This is a genomic window from Ensifer sp. NPDC090286 (assembly GCF_044769565.1).
GTDB lineage: Bacteria > Pseudomonadota > Alphaproteobacteria > Rhizobiales > Rhizobiaceae > Ensifer.
This window is the reverse complement of sequence record NZ_JBIVYF010000008.1, coordinates 126389-148131: the sequence shown is the minus strand read 5'-3', so window position 1 is coordinate 148131 and position 21743 is coordinate 126389. Positions and strand designations below refer to the sequence as shown.

At 63.2% G+C, this 21743-nt stretch carries 19 protein-coding genes; 10 read left to right on the top strand and 9 right to left on the bottom strand.

Annotated features, from left to right (window positions below):
- Window positions 1–55 precede the first annotated feature (55 nt).
- Window positions 56–760 carry a gamma-glutamyl-gamma-aminobutyrate hydrolase family protein gene (locus ACIQUG_RS31580; RefSeq protein ID WP_402326214.1) on the top strand — a complete coding sequence of 235 codons (705 nt, stop codon included), beginning with the start codon at window positions 56–58 and terminating at the stop codon, window positions 758–760.
- 132 nt (window positions 761–892) lie between these two features.
- Window positions 893–1123: a hypothetical protein gene (locus ACIQUG_RS31575; protein ID WP_192448382.1), complete on the top strand. Its 231-nt coding sequence runs from the start codon at window positions 893–895 to the stop codon at window positions 1121–1123.
- Window positions 1124–1315: 192 nt separating this feature from the next.
- On the opposite strand, the gene ACIQUG_RS31570 is transcribed toward ACIQUG_RS31575, so the two are convergent.
- The 3 genes from ACIQUG_RS31570 to dsbD form a co-directional block, all read right to left on the bottom strand.
- Window positions 1316–1924: a DsbA family protein gene (locus tag ACIQUG_RS31570; protein ID WP_402326213.1), complete on the bottom strand. Its 609-nt coding sequence runs from the start codon at window positions 1922–1924 to the stop codon at window positions 1316–1318.
- Window positions 1925–2033: 109 nt separating this feature from the next.
- Window positions 2034–2858 (bottom strand): prolipoprotein diacylglyceryl transferase family protein, encoded by an 825-nt coding sequence (locus ACIQUG_RS31565; RefSeq protein WP_402326212.1) that lies wholly within the window; start codon window positions 2856–2858, stop codon window positions 2034–2036.
- Entirely contained in the window at window positions 2855–4663 is a 1809-nt protein-coding gene (gene dsbD, locus ACIQUG_RS31560; protein WP_402326210.1) for a protein-disulfide reductase DsbD, read from the bottom strand. Before dsbD ends, ACIQUG_RS31565 begins: the two co-directional genes overlap by 4 nt.
- Window positions 4664–4914: 251 nt before the next feature.
- On the opposite strand from dsbD, the gene ACIQUG_RS31555 reads away from it, so the two are divergent.
- Entirely contained in the window at window positions 4915–5334 is a 420-nt protein-coding gene (locus ACIQUG_RS31555) for an NUDIX hydrolase (protein ID WP_402326209.1), read from the top strand.
- A gap of 95 nt (window positions 5335–5429) precedes the next feature.
- Here ACIQUG_RS31555 and ACIQUG_RS31550 read toward each other — a convergent pair whose 3' ends face one another.
- Window positions 5430–6185, bottom strand: a complete 756-nt coding sequence (locus tag ACIQUG_RS31550; protein WP_402326207.1) for a DeoR/GlpR family DNA-binding transcription regulator — start codon at window positions 6183–6185, stop codon at window positions 5430–5432.
- Window positions 6186–6266: 81 nt separating this feature from the next.
- Between ACIQUG_RS31550 and ACIQUG_RS31545 the strand changes: the two genes are divergently transcribed.
- Window positions 6267–7481, top strand: a complete 1215-nt coding sequence (locus ACIQUG_RS31545; protein ID WP_402326206.1) for an N-acetylglucosamine-6-phosphate deacetylase — start codon at window positions 6267–6269, stop codon at window positions 7479–7481.
- The gene (locus ACIQUG_RS31540; RefSeq protein ID WP_402326205.1) at window positions 7481–8377 is read left to right on the top strand and encodes an N-acetylglucosamine kinase; all 897 of its coding nucleotides are present in this window, start codon (window positions 7481–7483) and stop codon (window positions 8375–8377) included. The genes ACIQUG_RS31545 and ACIQUG_RS31540 overlap by 1 nt, the downstream gene beginning before the upstream one ends.
- Window positions 8378–8713: 336 nt before the next feature.
- On the opposite strand, the gene aztD is transcribed toward ACIQUG_RS31540, so the two are convergent.
- Both aztD and ACIQUG_RS31530 read right to left on the bottom strand, forming a co-directional pair.
- Window positions 8714–9946 (bottom strand): zinc metallochaperone AztD, encoded by a 1233-nt coding sequence (aztD, locus tag ACIQUG_RS31535; protein WP_402326204.1) that lies wholly within the window; start codon window positions 9944–9946, stop codon window positions 8714–8716.
- A 373-nt stretch (window positions 9947–10319) separates the two neighbouring features.
- Window positions 10320–11552, bottom strand: coding sequence for a benzoate/H(+) symporter BenE family transporter (locus ACIQUG_RS31530; protein ID WP_402326203.1), 1233 nt, complete (start codon window positions 11550–11552; stop codon window positions 10320–10322).
- 108 nt (window positions 11553–11660) lie between these two features.
- On the opposite strand from ACIQUG_RS31530, the gene ACIQUG_RS31525 reads away from it, so the two are divergent.
- On the top strand, window positions 11661–13151 hold the full coding sequence (locus ACIQUG_RS31525) for a PLP-dependent aminotransferase family protein (RefSeq protein WP_402326202.1): 1491 nt from the start codon (window positions 11661–11663) through the stop codon (window positions 13149–13151).
- A 32-nt stretch (window positions 13152–13183) separates the two neighbouring features.
- On the opposite strand, the gene ACIQUG_RS31520 is transcribed toward ACIQUG_RS31525, so the two are convergent.
- From ACIQUG_RS31520 to ACIQUG_RS31510, 3 genes are read right to left on the bottom strand one after another with little or no spacing between them, the layout of a single operon-like run.
- Entirely contained in the window at window positions 13184–14185 is a 1002-nt protein-coding gene (locus ACIQUG_RS31520; RefSeq protein WP_402326200.1) for an ABC transporter substrate-binding protein, read from the bottom strand.
- Window positions 14182–15564 carry a sensor histidine kinase N-terminal domain-containing protein gene (locus ACIQUG_RS31515; RefSeq protein WP_402326199.1) on the bottom strand — a complete coding sequence of 461 codons (1383 nt, stop codon included), beginning with the start codon at window positions 15562–15564 and terminating at the stop codon, window positions 14182–14184. Before ACIQUG_RS31515 ends, ACIQUG_RS31520 begins: the two co-directional genes overlap by 4 nt.
- Entirely contained in the window at window positions 15554–16246 is a 693-nt protein-coding gene (locus ACIQUG_RS31510; protein WP_043620592.1) for a response regulator transcription factor, read from the bottom strand. The genes ACIQUG_RS31515 and ACIQUG_RS31510 overlap by 11 nt, the downstream gene beginning before the upstream one ends.
- A 111-nt stretch (window positions 16247–16357) precedes the next feature.
- Between ACIQUG_RS31510 and phnD the strand changes: the two genes are divergently transcribed.
- From phnD to ACIQUG_RS31490, 4 genes are all read left to right on the top strand, one after another.
- Entirely contained in the window at window positions 16358–17320 is a 963-nt protein-coding gene (gene phnD / locus ACIQUG_RS31505; RefSeq protein WP_402326198.1) for a phosphate/phosphite/phosphonate ABC transporter substrate-binding protein, read from the top strand.
- 133 nt (window positions 17321–17453) lie between these two features.
- Complete coding sequence (locus ACIQUG_RS31500; protein WP_402326197.1) at window positions 17454–19250, top strand: ABC transporter permease; 1797 nt, start codon at window positions 17454–17456, stop codon at window positions 19248–19250.
- Window positions 19250–20332, top strand: a complete 1083-nt coding sequence (locus ACIQUG_RS31495; protein ID WP_402326195.1) for an ABC transporter ATP-binding protein — start codon at window positions 19250–19252, stop codon at window positions 20330–20332. The genes ACIQUG_RS31500 and ACIQUG_RS31495 overlap by 1 nt, the downstream gene beginning before the upstream one ends.
- A gap of 49 nt (window positions 20333–20381) precedes the next feature.
- Complete coding sequence (locus ACIQUG_RS31490; RefSeq protein WP_402326194.1) at window positions 20382–21548, top strand: ABC transporter substrate-binding protein; 1167 nt, start codon at window positions 20382–20384, stop codon at window positions 21546–21548.
- Window positions 21549–21743 lie beyond the last annotated feature (195 nt).

Below are 21743 nucleotides of genomic sequence, written 5' to 3'. Positions count from 1 at the left end.
TGGGCTAGGTTGCTCGATGTCCGAACGTGGAATCTTTGAAATCTAGGATGAGCCAATGAAACGCATGCCGAAGATCGCCGTGATCATGGATGAAAACACCAGTGCGGGTGGCGGGCGCTATGACGTCTCGAGAAACTACTTCTCCGCTCTGCGCCGCGCCGGCGCCTTTGCCTTCGGCATTCCCTATATCCCTGACATCGTCGACCAGGTCGTCGAGGAGTTTGACGGGTTCCTAAGCGTCGGCGGCCGCATCAACTTCCCGAAAAGCTGGTATGTCGAAGGTGACCAATCCCAGTATCCGTCCTCGGATCGACTGGCCGTCGACATGGCATTGATGGAGAGCTTCCTTGCGCGCGACAAGCCGGTGCTCGGCATCTGCAACGGCATGCAGATGCTCGGCTGCCTCAACGGTTGCCGGATGGTTTCCGATGTCCATTCGTCGTGGCCCGGCGCGCTCAATCACGACCAGGCCAATTTCTCGCATGACGTCAGCATCGTCGCCGGCACCAGAATGGCCGAGATCCTTGCCGTCGAAACATTCGCCGTGAACACGTTTCATCGTGAGGCGATCGTCGAGGTCTCCGATGCCGTGACCGTGACTGCCCGAGCCCCCGATGGAGTGGTCGAAGCGATCGAGGTCGCCTCGCAGACCTTTGCCATGGGGCTGCAATGGCACCCTGAAATGCTGGATGCGGACAGCCATCCGGGCGCTCGCGTTTTCGAAGCCTTCGTCGAGGCGTCAAACCGGCACCTTCGATAACCTGCTCCACGGCCTTGTTGCGCTCTTCCGGAAGCACATTTTGCCGTCTCGCGATTGACGTTGGCGGCGCCAGCAAATAGGGCCAAGCCGAGAGGCGTGCCGAACGCCGGCAGACAGCAACAGGAGTGTAGAGTGAGCGAACCGACCGTAGCAGAGGCAACAGATCGCATTTACGCATCGCTGCAGGCAGACAATGCCGACATCGATCTTCATATCGCGACGCTCAAGGCAGCATTGACGCGGGCTGGTTTGAAAGAGGCCGTCTTCGATCCGACCAGGCTCGTGCAAAACAACCGTTCCGGACGGAAGCTGATGCAGGCATACTTTCGGCAGCGCGGCGTAACGGTGAAATTCTCCGCTTAAGGATGTCTTCACTCAGATAGGCCGCGGCAAGGCGGCCTATGGCCTATGAGGTGGCTTGGTCCATGTGGAGCGGTCGGCGAACTAACCCGGCCGAACCTCTCGGCGCGCGACCCTTTCAATCGGTCATCTCGCACGCAATCGGCCCCTGGCCGCATTTGTAGCCGCGTCTGGTAAGCGCACCACGTTCGCGCTTCAGCCCCGCGCTTTGGCGATGGCGTCCTTCAGTCCTTTTTCATCCAGAACGCCGGGAATGATCGCCGAGCCGATGACGAAGGATGGCGTGCCAGCGAAATTGAAGGCGAGTGCCTGGCTGTAGTTGCGGTCGAGCAGTCCGGAAATCTTGGCATTATGCGTGTTCACGGCTGCGGTCAGCTCTTTCATCGAAAGACCTGCGCCGATCAGCGCTTTCTCGATGTCGTCCTGCGACAGCCTCGCCTTGGTCTTCATCAGTGCTTCCATCGCCGGCTGGTACTTGCCGATCTGGGCGGCTCCAAGCACCGCTTGCGCGGCAAAGACAGAGGCCTCGCCCAAGATCGGCCAGTCCTTCAGCACGAGCCGCACGTTGCCGTCGGCCTTGACCACCTTTTCGACCGTCGGATGCACTTTCTTGCAGTAGGGGCACTGATAGTCGAAGAATTCGACGATCGTGACATCGCCCTTCGGATTGCCGAGGACAGGCGCGTCCTTGTCGAAAAACACTTCCTCCTTACTCAATTGCTGGGCGAAGGATGGTAGGCCTCCGACAAGCACGGCGGCGGCGGTCGTGACCGTGGCGGTCAGAACGGTTCTGCGGGTGAGCATCAGATTTCTCCCTGTGCGAATGGGGTGACGCCGAAAGCGACGGCGCGTGTGGCGATGGCAAGGACCATGCCGCGCAGGCAAACGGCGGAAGTCGGAAAGGCTGGAGCAATCATTCTGTCTGCTTCCTGTCCTCAGATGAAAAGGCGGCGAGCCGCTCGGCGATTGCCTCGCGCGAGATTTCGCCGAGATGTGTCGCGGCGAGCGTACCGTCCGGATTGATGAAAAGTGTGGCGGGAAGGCCGATCGCGCCGTAGTGCCGGGATAGGTCCGAGAAAGGATCGAGAAGGATGGTTTCCAGGTCGACGCCGGTTTGGCGCAGATAGGATTCTATCGCAGCGCGGCTTTCGCCTTGGTTCGCGAAGAGGAAGTCGACCTCGGGATTGCCTTCCGCCATCCCCGCCATCATCGGCATTTCCCGCCGGCAGGGCGGACACCAGCTTGCCCAGAGATTGAGAACCGCCGGCCGGCCCTTGCGCTCGGCGATGGCAAGGGTCTCGTCCCGTGCGAGCACAGCATAGGACGTTTCCGGCGCACGGGGTGCCGCGCCGCTATCGGTGAGTGTTGTAACGACGACCCAGACGAAGAGGCCGGCAGCGAGCGGCAAGATCGCCCAAGGTGCGGCTTTTGGTGCTCTTCGCCAGAGGATCACCACGGCGAGGAGAACGCCGAGGAGGCCGCCTGTCGGGGAAAAGCCGCCCTGCCAGATGGCGAGAACGCGCAACGGCTCCTGCAGGAAGCTCTCGGCATGGGCGAGCACATGCCCCGCCCGCGCGCCGACAACGCCCAAAAGTGTGGCCGCCGTCGTAAAGTTGCCAAGCCGGTTGTCGACGCGCGCAGCAAGGAGAGAACCGATCAGCATGAACACGACCAGGCCGACGATCACCGAAAAGCGATCGGCAGAGAAGGCGAAGGGACCAATCGCGATGGCGTTCATTGCGCACCACCCTTGGCGATCCGTGCCGCCTCCGCAAGCGAGCCGGCCGTGATTTCGCCGACGAGGCGCGTACCGGGCGCCTCCTCCTTGCTGCGGTCGAAGAAGATCATGGTCGGCGGGCCGACGACGGCAAGTGAGCGCATCAGCGCGCCGTTCTCCGCATCGAGGGTGGTGACGTCGAGGCTTGCCAGCCGGACGCCGTTGAGGCCGGCAACGACATCAGGCGCCGTCAGCACGGAGCGTTCGATCGTGCGGCAGGTGACGCACCAGTCCGCGGTGACATAAACCAGGGTCGGTTGCCTGTCGGCGGCTGCGGTGTCGAGAAGGCTGGAGAGTGCACCGGCCGAGCCGACCTTGGTAAAGTCCGACTTCTGAATGGTGGCCGTCTGCCCAACGCTCGCTGCCCCCTTGAGCGGACCGAGCGGAGTGAGCGGATCGCTGGCTCCAAGGCCGAAGCCCACCAGCAGGAGACTGCCCCAAATGAGCGAGACGACAGCGGTCAAGCGCGCCAGCACGCCATAGCCGCGCGTCGGGCGCAGCCCGTCGAAAGCGCCCGCGTAGATGCCGAAAGCAAGGGCCAGCACGGCCCAGGGCAGGAGGAGGAATCGCTCCGGCACCAGTGGCGTCACAAGCCAGATCGCCGTTCCCAGAAAGGCAAAGCCGAAGACGTGCCGGACACGTTCCATCCACGCGCCGGTGCGCGGCAACGCCCGGCCGCCGATCGTTGCCATGATGATCAGCGGAATGCCCTTGCCAAGTCCAAGCGCGAAAAGGGCGAGTGCGCCGACCGCAATGTCACCGGTCCGGGCAATGTAGAGGAGAGCGCCGGCGAGCGGCGCGGTGACGCAAGGGCCGATGAGGAAGGCGGAGGAAAGACCGAGCAGGGCGGCAGCACCGACCGAACCGCCCTTCTGCCGGCCGCCGCTTAGGCGGTTGCCGATCGCTGCCGGCAGCTTGACCTCGAAGAGCCCGAAGCTGGAGAGCGCCAGCAGCACGAACAGTGCCGCGACCACGCCGATTGCGACGGGCGATTGCAGCATGATCTGCAGGTTCTGCCCCGACCATGCGGCCGCGATGCCAAGGAGACCGAAGGCGGATGCCAGAGCCAGCACATAGGCGGATGCGAGCACGAAACCGCGTCCTGCGGTCAGTCCCTTTCCCTCTCGCGCGAGCATGGCCGCGACGATCGGATACATCGGGAAGACGCAGGGCGTGAAGGCGAGCAGCAGTCCGAAGCCGAGGAAGCCGGCAAGAAGCAGCGCAAGCCCGCCCCCGGTCATCAGCCGATCGACCGCCGTCTCGCCGGCGTCAGCTGCGATGGAAAACCCTGTATCCGGTGCTTCCACGGGGCGTGCGTCCTTGGCAGGTGCAAAGGCAAAGCCACCCACCGGCTTGCTGATGGTCATCGCGGCGGTATCGATTGTCCGCGTTGTCGGCGGATAGCACAGCCCACCATCCTGGCAGCCCTGATAGGTGAGGCGAACGGTCCGAGGCGCATCGGCGACCCAGGCCGAAGCGCTCCGATAATAGACCTCGGTCGTGCCAAAGCCTGGGTCGTCCTTGACCGTGCCCGGTTCGGTCTGCAGGACGATCGGTTGCTTGCCCTCATCTTCTGCTGCCAGGAAGTCCCTGTAGAGATAGTAACCGTCGGCGATCCTCCATGTGATCGCCAGCCGGCCGTCGTCCTGCCTGGCGATTGCAGGCACGAAGGCCTCATCCATCGGCAGGGGCGCTTCGAGCGCCCGGGCCGGCAGGATCGCCGCAATCAAAACCCAAACCAGTGCCAGCAGACTTGCTTTCCGCATCGTTCTTGCGTCCTCGTCTTCATACGAGGGCGGAGCGATCAAGCCGCTACCTTAAGGCAGCCTTAAAATGACGGATCGGGCAAAAGGATGGGAAAGGGCCGCGCAAACTGGATGCGCGATCCAATGCCCTGAGACGGTGTGGTGTTGGAGATGGGTTGAGCTCGCTAGCAGGCTTGCGTCGACGACGATCTCGCGCTGTAGTTTAGTGTCGGCGACGGGTTCGCTGGACGAGATTGAGAAGTGATTATTAGGTGACCTCCATTCCTTTCAAAGGCGCAAAAATCGCTTTGCTCCACCAAGGGCAATTGATCGCCTATCAGCGTGACAACAAGCCGGAAATTCCGTTTCCGGACATGTGGGACCTCCCCGGCGGTGGGCGCGAAGAGGATGAAAGTCCGCTGGAGTGCGCAATCCGGGAGACCCGCGAAGAATTCGACATCGTGATCGATCCGAAGTGGATCGTGTGGGAACAGCACTATCCAGCCGCCACCCCGACGGAGCCCGGAAGCTATTTCTTCGTTGCCGAGCTTGAAGATGGCTTCGGGTCGATACGATTCGGCGACGAGGGCCAGCAATGGGCCCTCATGTCCATTGCCGAATTCCTGGGCCACCCAAAGGTCGTTCAGAGCTTGAAAAACAGATTGCGCGACTACCTTGTGAAAAACACGTGATCTGATCTTTCAACGCCGCTTTCGCACACTTGCGGCTATGTGCAGGCAACGCTGGATTTCCACTATTCGGATCGCCGCCACCGATGCAGCAAGGGTCAGTCCGTCAAGACCTTGGCGCTGACTTTCTCCAGAGTCGGGTTGTCGCGGACACTGCGGTCGGTCACCAGAACATCGACCGCCGAGAGCGGGGCAAATTTGTAGGCGCCGACGGTTCCGATCTTGTCAGGTGTCGCGATCGCGACCACCTCGGCAGACACCTGCAGCATCGCGGCTTTGACCGCCGCTTCGTCATAGCCGGCGGTGGTCAGTCCGTACTCCTCATGGAGACCATGAACGCCGATAAAGCAGATGTCCGCGCTCAGGGCGTGGATCTGCTCGAGGACACGCGCGCCTAAGGTCATCTGGCTCCGCTTGTCGAAGACCCCGCCGAGGAGGATGACCTCGAGGTTTCGGTGTTCGGCTGTCGCCGTCGCAATGGTTGGGCTGTTGGTGATGACTGTTGCCCTCAAGTCCAGTGGCAGATGCTTGGCAAGCTCGAGATTGGTGGTCCCGCCATCGATCATGATGATCTGATCGGGCAGAACGATCTCGGCGGCGATGCGTGCAAGCTTCGTTTTTACGTCCCTGGCAATCTTGTATCGCCCCTGAAAGGGTTGTTCACCGGGCGTCACCGGGAGGGCAGCGCCATGAACGCGCTTGATCAGGCCGTCGGCTGCGAGTTCCCGAAAATCGCGCCGTGCCGTGTCCTCCGACAGCGAGAAGCGCTCTGCCAAGTCGGCGGTGGAAAGTCGGCCCTTTGACTGCAGTTCAGCAAGAATGAATTTACGGCGCTCGTCCGGGGTCGATTCCAATTTCTTTGCTCCATCCAGATTGCACGATTGTACGTATTCGTGCATATACAGGAATCACAAGATCTCAACAAGGATTATGTGATGAGCGCTTTGGCTATCAAAGGAAATGTCGTCCTCCCGAACAGGGTTCTGGAAAACGCGGTGGTCGAATGCCGCGGTGATCGCATTGCGAACGTTGCGGCCGATTGGGAAATTGGCGAGACCGCGACCGTACTCGACATGTCCGATCACTTTATTTGCCCTGGTTTTGTCGATATCCACATCCATGGGGCCGCGGGCGCAGACTACATGGATGGCACGGCTGAAGCGGTAAGGGCGGTCAATCGCGCCCATGCGCGACATGGCACCACCTCGGTGTTCCCGACAACGACCACCGGATCGTTCGAGCAACTCAATGCGATGATCAAAGCGTGCGAAAACGTGCATTCGAATTGGTTGCCCTCGGATGGTGCCCGGATCGCCGGCGTGCACTTCTACGGTCCCTATTTCGCCGAGGACAAGGTTGGGGTCCATTCTAAGGAAGGCCGCCGGGATCCCGTTCGGGAAGAGTACGAATACTTCCTGACCAAGGAGATCGTCCGGATCGCGACATGCGCATCCGAGCTGCCAGGCGCGCTCGAGTTTTTCGAGTTCGCGCGCCAGCAAGGCTGCTTCATCACCTGCGGCCACTCGAATGCGGCATGGGGCGAGTTGGAGGCGGCGTTCGCGCTTGGCATGCGGCATGTCGATCACTTTTGGTGCGCAATGAGCTCCGTGTCGTCGTTGCGGCAGCGCTTTGGCACGCCGATGCAGGCGGGCATGGAACAATATGTTCTCATGAACGACGAGATGAGCACCGAGGTGATCGCTGATGGCATCCATCTCTCCGACGATCTCTTGCGCTTCGCCTTCGAGATGATCGGCCCGCAAAGGACCTGCCTGGTTACGGACGCGAACCGCGCCATGGATGCGCCTCCCGGCAAGTACAGGTTCGGCTCGGAAGATGACGGCACCTGGGTGTTCAGCGACGGCAATTCGGTCAGAGGCGCCGATGGAAGCCTTGCAAGTTCCATGCACGGGATGGACCGGATGGTTCGAACGATGGCGCATGCCGTCGGACGCGATCTGCCTTCGGTCATTCGGATGGCGTCGCTGACGCCGGCGGAACTGGTTGGCGCTGCCGGCGACATCGGAAGCATCGAGACGGGCAAGATGGCGGACTTCGTGGTGCTCGACCGTGATCTCAACGTGAAGTCGGTGATCATCGGGGGTGTCGTTGCCGTCGGCGATGGTGCAAGCCTCGGGCAACAGATCTGATGCGGGCGCCCGAAGTCGCTCTAGGCATCGATGTCGGCGGCACCAAGACGCGCTGGATGATCGCTCACGACGGAGTCCTTCGGGCCGATCATCAGGTTTCGACGGTTGCCTGGAGGCACGCCAGCTACTCCGACGAGGATTGCCTTCGGTTGAAGCGCCTCGTGGAGGCGACCTTCGATGGGGTTACGCCGTCGAAGGTTGTCATGGGGGCGAACGGCTGCAACGACGAACAGGCACTCCGCCGTTGCGAGACCGCGCTTCGTGATGTGACGGGGTGGAACATCCGGGTCGTGAACGACGCAGAGCTGCTTGCGGCTGCAGGCCATGGGCGAGGCATTTCGCTCATTGCCGGAACGGGGTCCATTGCTGTCGCGAGAGACCGCGCCGGCACGCTGATATCGGCCGGCGGCTGGGGATGGCTCATTGGCGATGACGGCGGCGGGGCCGGTTTGGTTCGGCGCGCCCTTCAGGAGGCACTCGCCGCCGAGGATCTTGGAATGCCGGATCGCCAGCTTTCGCAGGCGCTGATGGAGAGCCTGACGATCCCAAGACTTCTGCGCGCGAACGAGCGGTTGGCGGAGGCGCCGTCTGCGGCTTCCCTGGCATGCCACGTACCGGCGATCTTCGAGGTTGCAGCACGTGGCTCCAGGATCGCCGGGCGCGTTCTGGAGGACGGAGCGTCCAGTCTTGCAGATCTGGTCGGCAGGCTTCACCGGCGTGGGGCACCCGGCCCGGTTTTTGCCGGAGGCGGCCTATTGGAAAGCCAGGCCCGGTTCTTCAGCCATGTGAGCCGCCTGATCCGGGAGCGATACGGCCTCATCGTGTTTCTCGTGCGTGATCCGCCTGTGGTCGGCGCGCTGAAGCTGGCGGGTGGGTGTGGCGCCAGGCACTCGTGAATGCTCGCCGAGCATTGGTCTTGCTTCTTAAGCTGCTGGGAGAGCGGGTGGGGAGATCACTCTCCGGTGGCACTGCGGTCGGGTGTGGCGATCGACCACGCCGAACAGTCGCGCTTGATCGACTGGCGTCTCTAGAGACATCGACATTTGTTCGAAGTCTCACTTGTGCCGGACGAGCACTTTCTGGGCGGCGGGTCGGCGCTCTTCGATCGGGCAGTTGGAGAGGGTGCCGGCCCTTCGAGAGCAAAGGCCAAGCGATCATGGGCATTCAGTCGGCTCACCTGCTGATGAGCACCGGCCCTTCGGCCGGCGCCCAGACTTTATTGCCTGTATTTCCTAGTGGGTTGCACCCGATCCGCCGGCTGCGACGATCGCGAAGGGTTGTCCTTCGACTGCGATCGTGCGGGTTTCCTTCAGGGTATCCGTGTCGATCAGGCGCACCAGGCTCTGGCGCGGATCGGTGATGGCGAGGTGGTTGCCGGCGACGGCCAGGCGGGGCCTTGCGTCGCGCCAGTGACCGTCTTTGCTGTAAGGTTCCGTGACGGTCTCCGATTTGGTGATCACGCCATCCACGACGTCGAGCAGGTGAAGCTTGCCGTCCTCCGTTAGGACGTAGGCGTTGCGTGACTTTGCCGGATCGAGGATGAAGTCGACCCGCCGCAGCGGCAGTTCGACGAGGCGGTAGGGTTCCTTCGCGTCGGCGTCGATCAGCACCACCTTGTCCTCTCCGTAGTTCCCAAGGAAGAACTGCATCGAGGTGCCGCCGAGCAGGGTCGAGACCTTGCCTTCCGGCAGCTTGTCGCCATAGGCGAGCATCTCGAGCTTGGGGCCGTCGAGCCCGCCCGGACGCGCGACCAGGACACCCTCGGCGCAACCGAAGGCGACCAGACGTGCGGACGTTGCTTCACCGTGGAGCCCCGTGCAGGTTGCGACATCGCCGACCTGCTTGCCTTCCTTGTCGAGGACGCGCAGACCCAGGCGAGGAGGAAGCTCGCCTTCCTTGACCGGGGCTTCGAGGTTCGGGACCGAAACGAGAAGATGGTTGCCGGTCGAGACCGCGACGCCATGGTGTGCGGCGGTCGTGTCGTAGGCCTTGAGTTCCGCCTTGCCGTCCAGAAGCGCGCTTTCGCCAAGCAGATCGAACTTGCCGCCGCGGTCGTAAAAGATGGCGAGATCGTCACCATGGGCAACCACGTGGCCCGGCTTTTGTCCGCGGATCGTCGTCTCGAGAAGCCTTGGTTCCTTGACTTCGATGTCTCGGTGCTCGCCGTGATCGGAAAGGGCGATGCCGGTGTCGATGGCATGGATCAGGTTCTGTTCGCCCTGGACGGCAAAGACCGTGCGCCCGGTATCGCTCAGCGAAAGGGCGGCGTAGCCCTCAAGGTCGAAACGGCCGATTTCCTTGTCCGTTTCCAGATCGATGGCGCGGACCACGGGCTTGGTGTGGTCGGCAATGAACATACGCCAGGTCTCGCGCTGCTGTTCTTCCTCGGCATGGGAGGCCAACGGAAAGGCGAGGGTCGCAAGAATGGTCGTGGCAAAAAGCGCGGGCAAACCGGAGCGGGACATAAAATCTCCTATAATGTAATAACGTAACATTCGTTGTGTTATAGCGTTACGTTTCTCTTGTCCAGCGGCAACAACCTGGCGTTTGCATCGGCGTCGGCGAGGACGGCATAGGCGGTTCGCCGTGAGTTCTGCGGTGACCTTGACGTCAAGGACGGTGAGGCTTGGTCGCGCCAAAGCGATGGTCACTTTGTGACTTCGCCTGTGGATGGCGGATGGCGGCCTGTCTTGCCGCCATCCGCCGAAACGTTTGGTTTATTGTTGTGGATTTTGCCGATCTTCCTGGAAGGGCGGGGCGGCGAGACGGACCCAGACCCACCATAGGGCCGCGCATCACGGATGCGGTCGCCAAACGCGGCGGGATCCGGTTATCCTGTTACTTTGCTGCGCCCTCGCTCAAAGGCAGTTTGCTCCCCTGACGCTGCGGCAGGCGGCTGTTCAGAACGATGTAGGCGACAAGGCCGATCACCAGGCCCCAGAAGGCCCCGCCGATGCCGAGCAGCTTGATATTGGCGGCGGAGGCCAGGAACGTGACGAGCGCCGCTTCACGGGAGGCCGGGTCGGTTGTCGCTGCCGCAAGGCTGCCCCCGATCGTGCCAAGCAGGGCAAGGCCCGCAAGCGTGGTGATGAAGGTTGCCGGAAACGCCATGAACACGGCGGCAAGCGTGACGCCGAACACGCCCACGAGCACGTAGAAAAAGCCCGCAGCGATACCCGCGATCCAGCGCCTGGACGGATCCTGATGGGCCTCCTTACCGGTGGCGATCGCCGCCGTGATTGCCGCGATGTTGAAGGCGTGCGAGCCGAAAGGCGCCATGATCAGCGAGCCGAGGCCCGTCGCGGTGACGATCGGGTTGGCGCTGGTCTTGAAGCCGTCATTCCGCAACACCAGCATTCCCGGCATGTATTGGCCGGTCAGCGTGATCAGAAACAGCGGTAAAGCGACCGAAAGCAGCGCGTTCAGGGAGAATTCCGGCATCGTGAAAATGGGGGCCGCGAACTCGAGCTTCAGGCCCGACAGGTCGACCCGGCCCTCTGCGAGCAGGAACAGGAGCCCGAGGACGAGAATGCCCACCACGGCATAGCGGGCGGAGAAGCGTTTCAGGACGACATAGGCGACGATCAGCAGGCCAACGAGCAACGGGTCGACGCTTGCGCCGCCGAATGCGCCGATGCCGAACTGCAGCAAAATGCCGGCGAGCATGCCAGCGGCGATGCCTGGCGGGATCAGCCGGATGACCTTCTCGAAATAGCCCGAAAGCCCGAGCGCGACGAAAGCCAAGGCCGAGATCATGTAAGCGCCGATGGCTTCGGCGTAGGGCGTGGTCGCAAGCGCTGTGACGAGAAAGGCTGCGGCCGGCGTCGACCAGGCGGTGATGATCGGCTCGCGGTAGCGCCAGCTCAGCCAGAGCCCTGTCAGTCCCACGCCGATGGATATCGACCAGACCCAGGACGCCGTCACCGCGGGGCTGAGCCCAGCCACCTTCGCGGCCTGAAAAACCAGGATGAAGGTGCCGCCATAATTGACGATGACGGAGATCAGGCCCGCGACGATGGGATGGGCAAGATCGTTAAAGCGAAGGGATGACGGGGAGACATGGGAGGTCATGATCTATCGGGCTCCTGTATTTTCGGGAAGGACTGGTAAGCGGCGTTGACAAATAGCCAGTCATTGGCCCGATATGCCCATCCATTTTCCTCAATCTGGCCAGACCATTTGTTCAAGCATTCGCAACTCGAGTCCGTGAAGGCATGGATTGCCCAGCCCGCCCAGGCGGGCATGCCGCTTCATGGGCGTATCCAGCGGGCGATCCGACAGCTGATCCTCGACGGTGCGCTTGGGCCGAAAAAGCCGCTCCCGGCTTCGCGGGCGCTGGCCAAATCCCTCGGCGTGTCGCGCGATACGATCGAAGCGGCCTATGGCCAGCTTCATGCCGAAGGCTTTATCGACAGGCGCGTCGGCAGCGGCAGCTTCGTGGCCGAGGTGACGGAGTTTGCGCCCGGCAGGCGCCAGTCTCCAAGACGCACGCAGTCGCTCAACCAGGCGCCGGCCTTGAGCAGGCGCGGCAATGCCATGTTCGGCAGCGGCGGCGTCAGCGAGCAGCTGTTGCCGCGCCCCTTCGCCCATGGCGTGCCGGAGACGCGCAGTTTTCCGCTCGCACTCTGGGAGCGCCTCGGACGGCAGGTCTTGCGGGAAACAGGCAGACGGGCGCTGCTTCACGGCGACCCGCAAGGGATCGAAGAGCTGCGCCGTGCCATTGCCGACTATGTGAACCTTGAACGCGGCGCCCGTGCCACGGCCGAACGGGTGCTGATCCTCACCAGCTCGCAGCAGGCGCTGACCTTGTGCGCCAACATGCTGCTCGATCCCGGCGACCGTATCTTCATCGAGGATCCGGCCTACTACGGCGCACGCAAGGCGTTCGATGCGGCGGGGCTCGAATGTGTGCCGATCCGCGTGGACCGCCACGGCATCGCCGTCGACCAGATCAAGGCGGAGACACGCAAGGTCAAGGCGGTGTTTCTGACGCCCTCGCACCAGTTCCCGGCCGGCGCGACGCTGGCGCTCGATCGCCGTCTGGCGCTGATCGAATGGGCCAGCCGCCATCAGGCCTGGATCATCGAAGACGATTACGACAGCGAATTCCACTATGCCGGCAAGCCGACGGCCTGCCTGCAGGGCCTCGATCCGCACGACCGAACGATCTACATCGGAACTTTCACCAAATCGCTCTTTCCGGGCCTCCGGATCGGCTACGCCGTTCTGCCGCCCGAGCTGGTCAAGCCGATGACCGTCGCGCGCACGCTGCTTGACGGACACTCCGCGCCGATGGCGCAGCTGACGCTTGCGCGGTTCATGGAAGGTGGGCATTTCGGCGCCCATGTGCGCAGCATGCGCGGCATCTATGCGGACCGGCTCGACCTTCTGGCGACGCTCGTCGGAAAACATCTGCCGCAGTTCCTTGAAGCACGGGTGCCCGATGGCGGCCTGCAGATGCCGTGCGCACTGACGGGCGTGATCTCGGAGGCCGTAGCCGTCGATGCCGCGCGACGTGTGGGGATCGAGATCATGGGACTGTCGGCGCTTTACGCCGGCGGCAAGCCCGAGCCCGGGTTTCTCATGGGGTTTGCGGCCTATACGCCAGGCGAGATCGAGGGGGCGGTCCGCAAGCTGGCGAGCGCCCTCCTGGCTGCGGCGAAGTCATAGGCCGTGCGAGCGTCGCCCCAACGCCTCGCCATTCAGTCCTGGATGACGAGCTGGAACCATGTGTCGAGGAATCGGCTGCGCTTGACGGCGTCGAGATAGACGAGCAGCTCCGGTCCCAATTCGATGAATTGCACGTTCTTCATCGTGTCGAGGTCGCGCGACCGGGTCAGGCCGACCTGTTCGAGCGCGCTGTCGGCGCGGTCGGAAAGCAGGAAATCGACCACATCGCCGGCGGTCGAGCGATTGCGCGCCTTCTCCGGGATCAATGCCGTCCAGGGCAGCGCCAGCACGTAGTCTTCAGGGATCACCATCTCGATCGATGCGGCCTTGCTCATCCATTTGCGCACGGCGGACAGGGGCACGTTGTAGCCGATGTCGATGCGGCCTTCCGCCATCGCCTGCAGCAGTTCCTCGTTGCTGTCGAATATGCGGGCCTGCGATGCACCGACAGCACGGGATATGCGCCAGAAGAGCGGCGATCGAAGCGCCTCCTGCGAGGCGAAGGCATAGCTGACATCGTCGATGCCGATGTTGACCAGCCCGACCCGGCGCAGCAGGCGCGCGCGGTTCTGCTCCAGCGTACGCGCAAGCTCGGTTCGGGTGCGCGGGACGTCGGACGGTGCCAGTGCGCCCTTGCGCACGACAAAGACCGCCGGGTCGTAGCCGATGCTGAAGACTTCGCTGCGCCAGTGGGCCTGCTGCTGCGGCCGGTGCTTGACCGCCGAAGCGCCATGCCGCGAGACACTGCCTTCGTTGGCGAGGTAAACGGCAAGATCCGGCGTCGGCAGCACGAGCACGTCGATCGGGTCGGCATCGTCGACGCCCGCCAGCAGCCGCGAAATGATCTGGCTCGGCCGCGCCTGCCTGTACTGGCCCTTCGTGTGTGGCATGTCGGCCCGAAGAGCGTCGAGCAGCGGCTGCATCGTCGGCTGTGCATCGACCCCGACGATGGTCAGCCGTTCCGGAGCGGCCCGCGCCGGCGCCGATGCGGCAAAGAGCACGGCGAGAAGCATGAGCGTGAACCGAGCGATCATGCCGGGGTTCCTCCCTTGGGCAGGCAAACCGCGACCGACAACCCGCCTCCATCCCGATCGTCGAGGCCGATGCTGCCGCCCATGGCTTCCGCGACGGTTCTGGCAATGGCGAGCCCAAGGCCGGAGCCCGGCTTGCTGCTGTCGGCCCGGGAAAAGCGTTCGAACATTTGCTTGCGCATCTCCATGGGAATTCCGGGCCCCCGATCGGAAACAACGAAACGGACCAGGCGATCCGCCTCCGTCACGGTGACCTCGATAGATCCCGGCGCATGCACCAGCGCGTTTTCGACGATGTTGCGTATCATCTCGCGCAGGCTGACGGCCTCTGCCTCGATCTCGACGGCGTTGTTGGGCAGGTTAAGCGAGAGCATGTCGTCGAGGGCGGGATAGGAACCTTCGGCCTGCAGGCGACGGATGGCCTCCCGCACAACGAGGCGCATGTCGAGGGTCTCGCGCAGGCGCGATTCGATGCCGTGCAGCGTGCTTGCATCCGACAGAAGCTGGTTTGCGAGAACGCTGGCATTGACCGAGTTGGCGTGGATGCGGCCGAGAATGTCACGCAATCTGCCCGCCGGCGCTTCGTCGATCGAAAGTTCTGCAAGTGCGCGCAAGGCGGTCAATGGCGTGCGCAACTGATGGGCGGCGTCGGCCGTCACGCTCTTTAAGCCGACAAGCACGGAATCGAGTCGGCCCATGAAGTCGTTCAGCGCCGAGATCAGTGCGCTCACCTCCCTTGGTATCGGGCCGGAGACTGGGCTCAGATCAGACGAGGCTCGGTGGCGCAAATCGGCCTCGACTGTTCTCAGCGGTGCGAAAGCCTGGCGGACCGCCAGCCAGATCAGCAGGAATGCCAGCACGGAAACGGCGATCGCAGGAAGGGCCGCATTGAAGGTCAGGTGCAGCCCAAGCTGATCGCGCGCCTCGCGGGTCTCGCCGACGAGAACGTCGACCCAGCCGCCGCCGGCTGCGTCGGTGCTGTAGCGGGCGACGGCGGCGATGCGGATCCGCTCGCCCCTGTAGGTGCTGTCGGCCAGCCGCAACTGCGGTCCCGTGCCGTGCGGGATCTCCAGGCCGAGGATCGGCGAGCCGGTGATGATCGTGCCGTCCGGGGCCGCCACCCGGTAGAAGATGCGATTGAGCCGGGATGTGCCGAGGATGGCGAAGGCGGAATGCGGCAGGTCGACGCTTGCGGTGCCGTCTTCGATAGAGACCGTGTCGGCAATCGAAAGTGCGGCCGCGCCAAGCACCCGGTCGAAGGCTTCTTCGGCCGCGTTGTGGGCATTCCAGCGCACCATCCAGAACAGAAAAAGCCCGATGATGATGAGCAGGGCAGCGCCGCTGAACAGGATGCGGCGCTCGATCGAGTAATCAGACCGCACCGCTTGCGCCGCTCCCGGTACGCTGGCGCAGCATGTAGCCCACGCCGCGATGCGTGACGATCTCGATGTCGCAGTCCTCGAGCTTTCGGCGCACCCGGGAAACCAGCAACTCGACGGCATTCGGCGTGCCCGTGTCCTCATAGCCGAAGAGCTTTACGACCAACTGCTCCTTGTTGACTGTCGTGCCGGCGCGGGTCGCCAGGGCCTCCAGCACGTCGAATTCGCGGCGGCCGAGGTCGAGCGGGCGGCCTTCGAGCATCACCGCGCGGGCCGAAAGGTCGATGGAGATCGAGCCCAAGCGCAGAACCGATTGTGCAGCCCCCAGGTGCCGGCGGGAGACGGCCCGAATGCGCGCGACGAGCTCGTGCAGGTCGAAGGGTTTGACCAGATAGTCGTCAGCGCCTAATTCGAGCAGGTCGACCTTGTCGGCCACCTGGTTGCGGGCGGTGATGACGATGACGGGACGCGTCAGCCCACCCTGGCGCATGGCACTCAGGATGGCGAAGCCGTCCCGCTTCGGCAGGTTGATGTCGAGGATCACCAGATCGTGCGAGGCGTTGAGGGCGAGCCGCTCCCCTTCCGCGCCGTCGAACGCGGTCGTGACCTCGTAGCCTTCCTTTTCCAGGCGCATGGAAATGGCAAAGGCGATGTCTGGGGTGTCTTCGATCAGGAGAATGCGCATCGCGTTTCCAGGTGACAGGATTGTGACAGTGATACTCCCATACACAGATCAAAAGCAGATGAGAACTATGAAGCTTTCGCCGGGAGAGCGGAGCTTCGGGGAGGGGTAGACATGAACGCGCACAGGCTGTTTTTGGCCGGCCTCGCATTGGCGTGCGTGCTGCTGTTGCCCGTGTCGACAACGGCGAAAGCCGGTTGCGGGACAAGCTCCGATCTCGACGAGCGCTACTGCGACGCCGACAAGGACTTCGTTGCCGATGCGCCGACAGACCCTTCGAAATGGCGGGATCCGCAGACGCTCGTCTGGGCCTATGCTCCGATCGAGGAGCCGGCCATCTACGCCAGCCTGTTCAAGGATTTCACCACCCATCTCGGCGCCTGTCTCGGTCGCCAGATCGTCTATTACCCGGTGCAGTCGAGCAAGGCGGAGATCGAAGCCATGCGCTCCGGGCGGCTCCACTTCGCCGGCTTTTCGACCGGACCGACGGTCGAGGCCGTTAACCGCGCCGGCGCCGTTCCCTTTGCCGCAAAAGGCATCGGCAATGCGGTGCGCGGCTACAATCTGATTGCCATCGTTCGCGCGGACTCCCCGTTCAAGACCCTCTCCGATCTCAAGGGGCGGCGCGTGGCGCACGCGTCCGCGTTCTCGAACTCGGGGCACCTGGCGCCGCGCGCGCTTTTCCCGGGCGAAGGCCTGAGTCCGGGGGAGGATTATGCGCCGATCATGTCCGGCGGTCATGACAAGTCCATTCTCGGGGTGATCTCGGGTGACTACGACATGGCGGCCGTCGCGTCCGACGTGTTGGAACGTTTGATCGAGCGGCGGATGGTCAAGCGCGAAGACCTCCGCGTCATCTTCACCAGCGGCATCTTTCCGACGTCGTCCTTCGCCTATGCGCATGATCTCGCCCCGCCGCTGGTCGCGGCGATGAAGCGGTGTTTCTTCGACTTCGAGTTCACTGCGGAAATGAAGAGCGAGTTTCACGGCGACGAGCGCTTCCTGCCGATCCGCTACGATCGGGATTGGGCAAGCGTGCGCGAGGTCATCGACAAGGCCGGCGCTTCCACTTTCTGACCTCATCCAACAGCCCGACAGGAGACCGATGCGCCGCGTGCGCAGGCCCTGTCGCGCGCCTACCACAAACGTCACCGCAGGCCGGGCCAACCCGCCCGAGGCTGCTGTGCGGCTTCCAACCCACGGGATTGCTATGCGAAACTTTGGCAAAGCCATTTACAACTACAGGGTCCACAACCAGGACCCCACCACGATGGTGGGCGTCGGTCTGGTCGTGCTGTTCGCCTATCTGATTGCCGCGCCCATCCTTCTTCTGCTTTCGGACGCGTTCTTCGTGCAGTTCGCCGACCAGGCCCGCTCCGGGCAATCGATGGGCGAGCTGACGCTTTACTATTTCAACCGCGTCTTCCTGTCGAAGATCGCCGCCGACGTCTTCTGGCAGCCGCTTTTCCACACCGGGACCATAGCCCTCGGTGCGATCGCGGTCGCGCTGGTGGTCGGCATCCCGATGGCCTGGCTGATCAGCCGAACCGACATGCCCGGCAAGAAGTGGTTCGCCACCGTTCTGATCATCCCCTACATGCTGCCGTCCTGGACCTTTGCTCTTGCGTGGCAGACGCTTTTCAAGAACCGGACCACTGGCGGACAGCCGAGCTGGATGGAAGCGCTCGGCTTCGCCCCGCCTGACTGGCTCGCCTACGGCGCCTTGCCGATCACGCTGATCCTGGCCCTGCACTATACGCCCTTCGTCATCCTGCTGTTCGGCAATGCGTTGCGGCAGTTCGATTCGACGCTCGAGGATTCCGCCCGTGTCATCGGCGCCGGCAACGGCGTGATCGCCCGCAAGATCATCCTGCCGCTGATGCTGCCGTCGCTGGTTTCGGCCTGCACGCTGATCTTCGCCAAATGTCTCGGTGACTTCGGCGTCGCCTATATCCTCGGCGTTCCCGTCGGCTACGACGTACTGGCAACCTCGCTGTTTCGCGCCATCTCCACCAGCCAGACCGGCATGGGGGCGATCCTCGCGTTGACCATCGTCGTGCTCGGCACCATCTCGATCACGCTCGACATGTACCTGCTGAAGGAAGCACGTCGTTTCGTGGTCATCGGCTCGAAGGGGTCGATGAACCGCACCACGTCGCTGCGGGGTTACCGGTTGCCTGCAGCGGGGCTCGCCACACTGGTCTTCCTGGTCAGCGCGGTCGTCCCGTTGCTGGCGCTCGCCATGACCACGGTCATGAAGGTGCCCGGCGTCTTTGCGCTCGACAACTTCACGCTCGCCTACTGGATCGGCTCCGATCTCGGCACCACGGTGCTCAAGCAGGGCATCCTCCTGACGCCGGAATTCTGGCAGGCGACGTGGAATACGCTCTGGATCGTCGGCTCGGCTGCTGCCGGCGCAGGCTTCCTCGGGCTCCTCGTCGGCTATGCCGTTACCCGCACGTCCTCGACGATGATTGCCACCTTCCTGCGGCAAGTGACGTTCCTGCCGTATCTGGTGCCGGGGATAGCCTTTGCCGCTGCGTATCTGTCGATGTTCGCGGTTCAGCGCGGACCCGTTCCCGCACTCTACGGTACGCCGATCATTCTGGTGCTGGCGATCCTTGCCGACCAGATGCCCTTTGCCTCGCGTGCCGGTATCTCGGCGATGATGCAGCTCGGGCGTGATCCGGAAGAGGCGGCCCGGATTGCCGGTGCCGGCTGGTTCCGTCGGCTGGCATCGGTCGTCGTGCCGATCCAGAAGGGCGCGCTCGTCACCGGGATCCTGCTGCCCTTCATTTCCGGCATCAAGGGACTGAGCCTCGTCGTCGTGCTCGCCGTCCCCGGGACCGACGTGCTGACGACCTATGCGCTCAGGCTGGTCGACTACGGCTACGGTCAGGCGGCCAACGCCGTGGTGCTGATGATCTGCATCATCGCCTTCGGCGGCACGCTGATCGTCCAGAAACTCACAAAAAGCAAATTGTCCGACGGTTTGGGAGGCAAGTAATGTCAAGCATCAGCATCCGCGATGTCAGAAAGAGCTACGGCAACACGGCGCAGGCGGCTGTCGAGCGGTTGAGCATCGAGATTCCGAAATCCGATTTCCTCTGCCTCCTCGGCCCGTCCGGCTGCGGCAAGACGACGACGCTGCGCATGATCGCCGGCCTCGAGCATCCGACGGCCGGCCAGATTCACCTGGGTGACCGCACCATCGTGTCGGTTGAAGACGGCATCTACGTGCCGGCGGAAAAACGCGGCCTCGGCCTGGTCTTCCAGAACTATGCGCTCTGGCCGCACATGACGGTGGAACAGAACATCGAGTTCGGGCTGAAGCTGCGCAAAGTCGCCAAGCCCGAGCGCGACGCGATCATCGCCGAGGTCCTCGAAAAACTCGCGATCGACCGCTACCGCACGCGCCTGCCGTCGCAGCTCTCCGGCGGCCAGCAGCAACGCGTGGCACTCGCCCGCATGCTGGCGCTCAAGCCCGACATCATCCTGCTCGACGAACCGCTGTCGAACCTCGACGCCAAGCTGCGCCTGGAAATGCGGGCGGAGCTCAAGCGGATCCATCAGGAGCTCGGTTCCACCATCGTCTTCGTGACCCACGACCAGTGGGAGGCGATGACGCTTGCGACCACCATTGCCGTGATGAGCGAGGGCGAGCTGCAGCAACTCGGCACGCCCGACGACATCTACGAGCGTCCGGCCAACCGCTTCGTCGCCGAATTCGTCGGCAACCTGCCGATCAACATCATCGAGCTTGGCAGCGAACGATCCGGCGCCTTGGTCGCCTGGATGCGGGGCCAACTGGCTTCAAGGACATTGCCGCAGCCGGCGGGCTCCGTCGGCATCCGCCCGGAATCCGTGCGCCTGGCGCGCACCAAGGTGGAAGGCGCAAAGCAGGCGAGGGTCGTCGAGGTGGTGCCAACCGGCGGAAGCTGGATCGTCGAGCTTTCGGTCGACGGCGAGCAGTTCTTCGCGATCACCGGCGAGCTGCCGGCGGCTGCCCGCGGCGACACCGTGTTCTTCCACGCCGAGCCCCAGCACCTGCACATCTTCGATACCGAGGGCCGGCGCATCGCCGCCTGAGACGAAGCAATCCCGTACCGACAGAGCAATTGACCGTAAGGAGGATAAAATGCTGTCAATACAAGAAGGTAGTCTGCCAAAATCCATTCGCCGCGCCATTCTGGCCGGCGTGTCGCTGGTGGCGCTCGCCGCACCGGCGGCAGCGCAGGACGCAGCCGAGCTCGGTATTTCCGATGCCGACTATACGCTCGAAGCGCTGATCGAGGCGGCCAAGAAGGAAGGACCGATCACCGTCGTCGATGCGACCGGCAAGATCGTTTCCATGGCCGAGAACTTCACGGCGAAGTACGGCATTCAGGCGACCGGCGTGAAGCTCAGCGGCCAGGACCAGCAGCAGGTCATCCTGCGTGAAGCGGTTGCAGGCAGCGTTCGCTCCGACGTCTTCAACATGAGCAATCTTCCCTCGGTCACCACGGAAATCATTGCACAGGGCGCCGGCGTCAGCTGGATGCCGCCGGACCTGAAGGAGGTCGTGCCGGTTCAGTACCAGACGCCCGCGATCACCAGCCTCAACCCTTGGGTCTGGGCCTACAACACCGACGTGCATGGCGACAAATGCCCGATCGACAACGTCTGGGCGCTGACGACAGAAGACTGGAAGGGCCGCGTCGCCATTCCCGATCCGCTGCTGCGCAACGAGACGATGTTCTGGTTCAACCAGATCGAAACCCATGACGACGAGGCGATGCGCAAGGCCTACGAGGCCTTCTTCGGCAAGCCGCTCGAAACGGAAGAGGCAAGCGCAACGGCCGAATGGGTCAAGCGCCTGGCCAAGAACAAGCCGAGCGTGACCCGTAGCGATACCGATGTCGGCCCGATCATCGGTGCGGCCGGACAGGAAAAGCCGTTCATGGGCTTCCTGAGCTCGGCCATCTTCCGCGACGCGAAGAAGAATGGCTACGGCATGGGCATCTGCGCCGGCCTGAAGCCCTGGGTCGGACAGCTGACCCCGCGCGTGGCCGTCATCGCCTCGGGCTCGAAGAATCCGAACGCGGCCAAGCTCTTCGTTCACTTCATGATGACCGAAGAGGGCATGGCGCCGCAGCTCGCCGACGGCAAGATCTCCTCCAACCAGGAAGCGAAAATTCCGAAGGAAGAAGCCTCCGGCGTCATCGACGTCGTGCATGAACTGTACGTCCCGCATTCCGAGACCTCGGAGGCCGATTTCGCCAAGCTGCAGGATTGGCAGGACTTCTGGATCGTCAATTCGCGATAAGTAGACAGTTTGAGTGCCCCCGCTATGTGCGGTGGGCACTCGCACCTATCGGCCCAACCGACGGCCATTTCGAGGGCGTCATGGCAGCCCACGCGATCTACAAAGTTGTTACCGGCAGCGTGAAGCTTCTGGATCCTGCACCCCGCTCGTTCTGACGGGTCTTGCTCACCGAAAACGAATGCGGCGACGGTCGTC

Bases quoted from the DNA above. Each gene is read 5' to 3' on its own strand.
- ACIQUG_RS31580 (WP_402326214.1), top strand. From the start codon at position 56: ATGAAACGCATGCCGAAGATCGCCGTGATCATGGATGAAAACACCAGT.
- ACIQUG_RS31570 (WP_402326213.1), bottom strand. From the start codon at position 1,924: ATGCTCACCCGCAGAACCGTTCTGACCGCCACGGTCACGACCGCCGCC.
- ACIQUG_RS31565 (WP_402326212.1), bottom strand. From the start codon at position 2,858: ATGAACGCCATCGCGATTGGTCCCTTCGCCTTCTCTGCCGATCGCTTT.
- dsbD (WP_402326210.1), bottom strand. From the start codon at position 4,663: ATGCGGAAAGCAAGTCTGCTGGCACTGGTTTGGGTTTTGATTGCGGCG.
- ACIQUG_RS31545 (WP_402326206.1), top strand. From the start codon at position 6,267: ATGAGCGCTTTGGCTATCAAAGGAAATGTCGTCCTCCCGAACAGGGTT.
- ACIQUG_RS31540 (WP_402326205.1), top strand. From the start codon at position 7,481: ATGCGGGCGCCCGAAGTCGCTCTAGGCATCGATGTCGGCGGCACCAAG.
- aztD (WP_402326204.1), bottom strand. From the start codon at position 9,946: ATGTCCCGCTCCGGTTTGCCCGCGCTTTTTGCCACGACCATTCTTGCG.
- ACIQUG_RS31530 (WP_402326203.1), bottom strand. From the start codon at position 11,552: ATGACCTCCCATGTCTCCCCGTCATCCCTTCGCTTTAACGATCTTGCC.
- ACIQUG_RS31520 (WP_402326200.1), bottom strand. From the start codon at position 14,185: ATGATCGCTCGGTTCACGCTCATGCTTCTCGCCGTGCTCTTTGCCGCA.
- ACIQUG_RS31510 (WP_043620592.1), bottom strand. From the start codon at position 16,246: ATGCGCATTCTCCTGATCGAAGACACCCCAGACATCGCCTTTGCCATT.
- phnD (WP_402326198.1), top strand. From the start codon at position 16,358: ATGAACGCGCACAGGCTGTTTTTGGCCGGCCTCGCATTGGCGTGCGTG.
- ACIQUG_RS31500 (WP_402326197.1), top strand. From the start codon at position 17,454: ATGCGAAACTTTGGCAAAGCCATTTACAACTACAGGGTCCACAACCAG.
- ACIQUG_RS31495 (WP_402326195.1), top strand. From the start codon at position 19,250: ATGTCAAGCATCAGCATCCGCGATGTCAGAAAGAGCTACGGCAACACG.
- ACIQUG_RS31490 (WP_402326194.1), top strand. From the start codon at position 20,382: ATGCTGTCAATACAAGAAGGTAGTCTGCCAAAATCCATTCGCCGCGCC.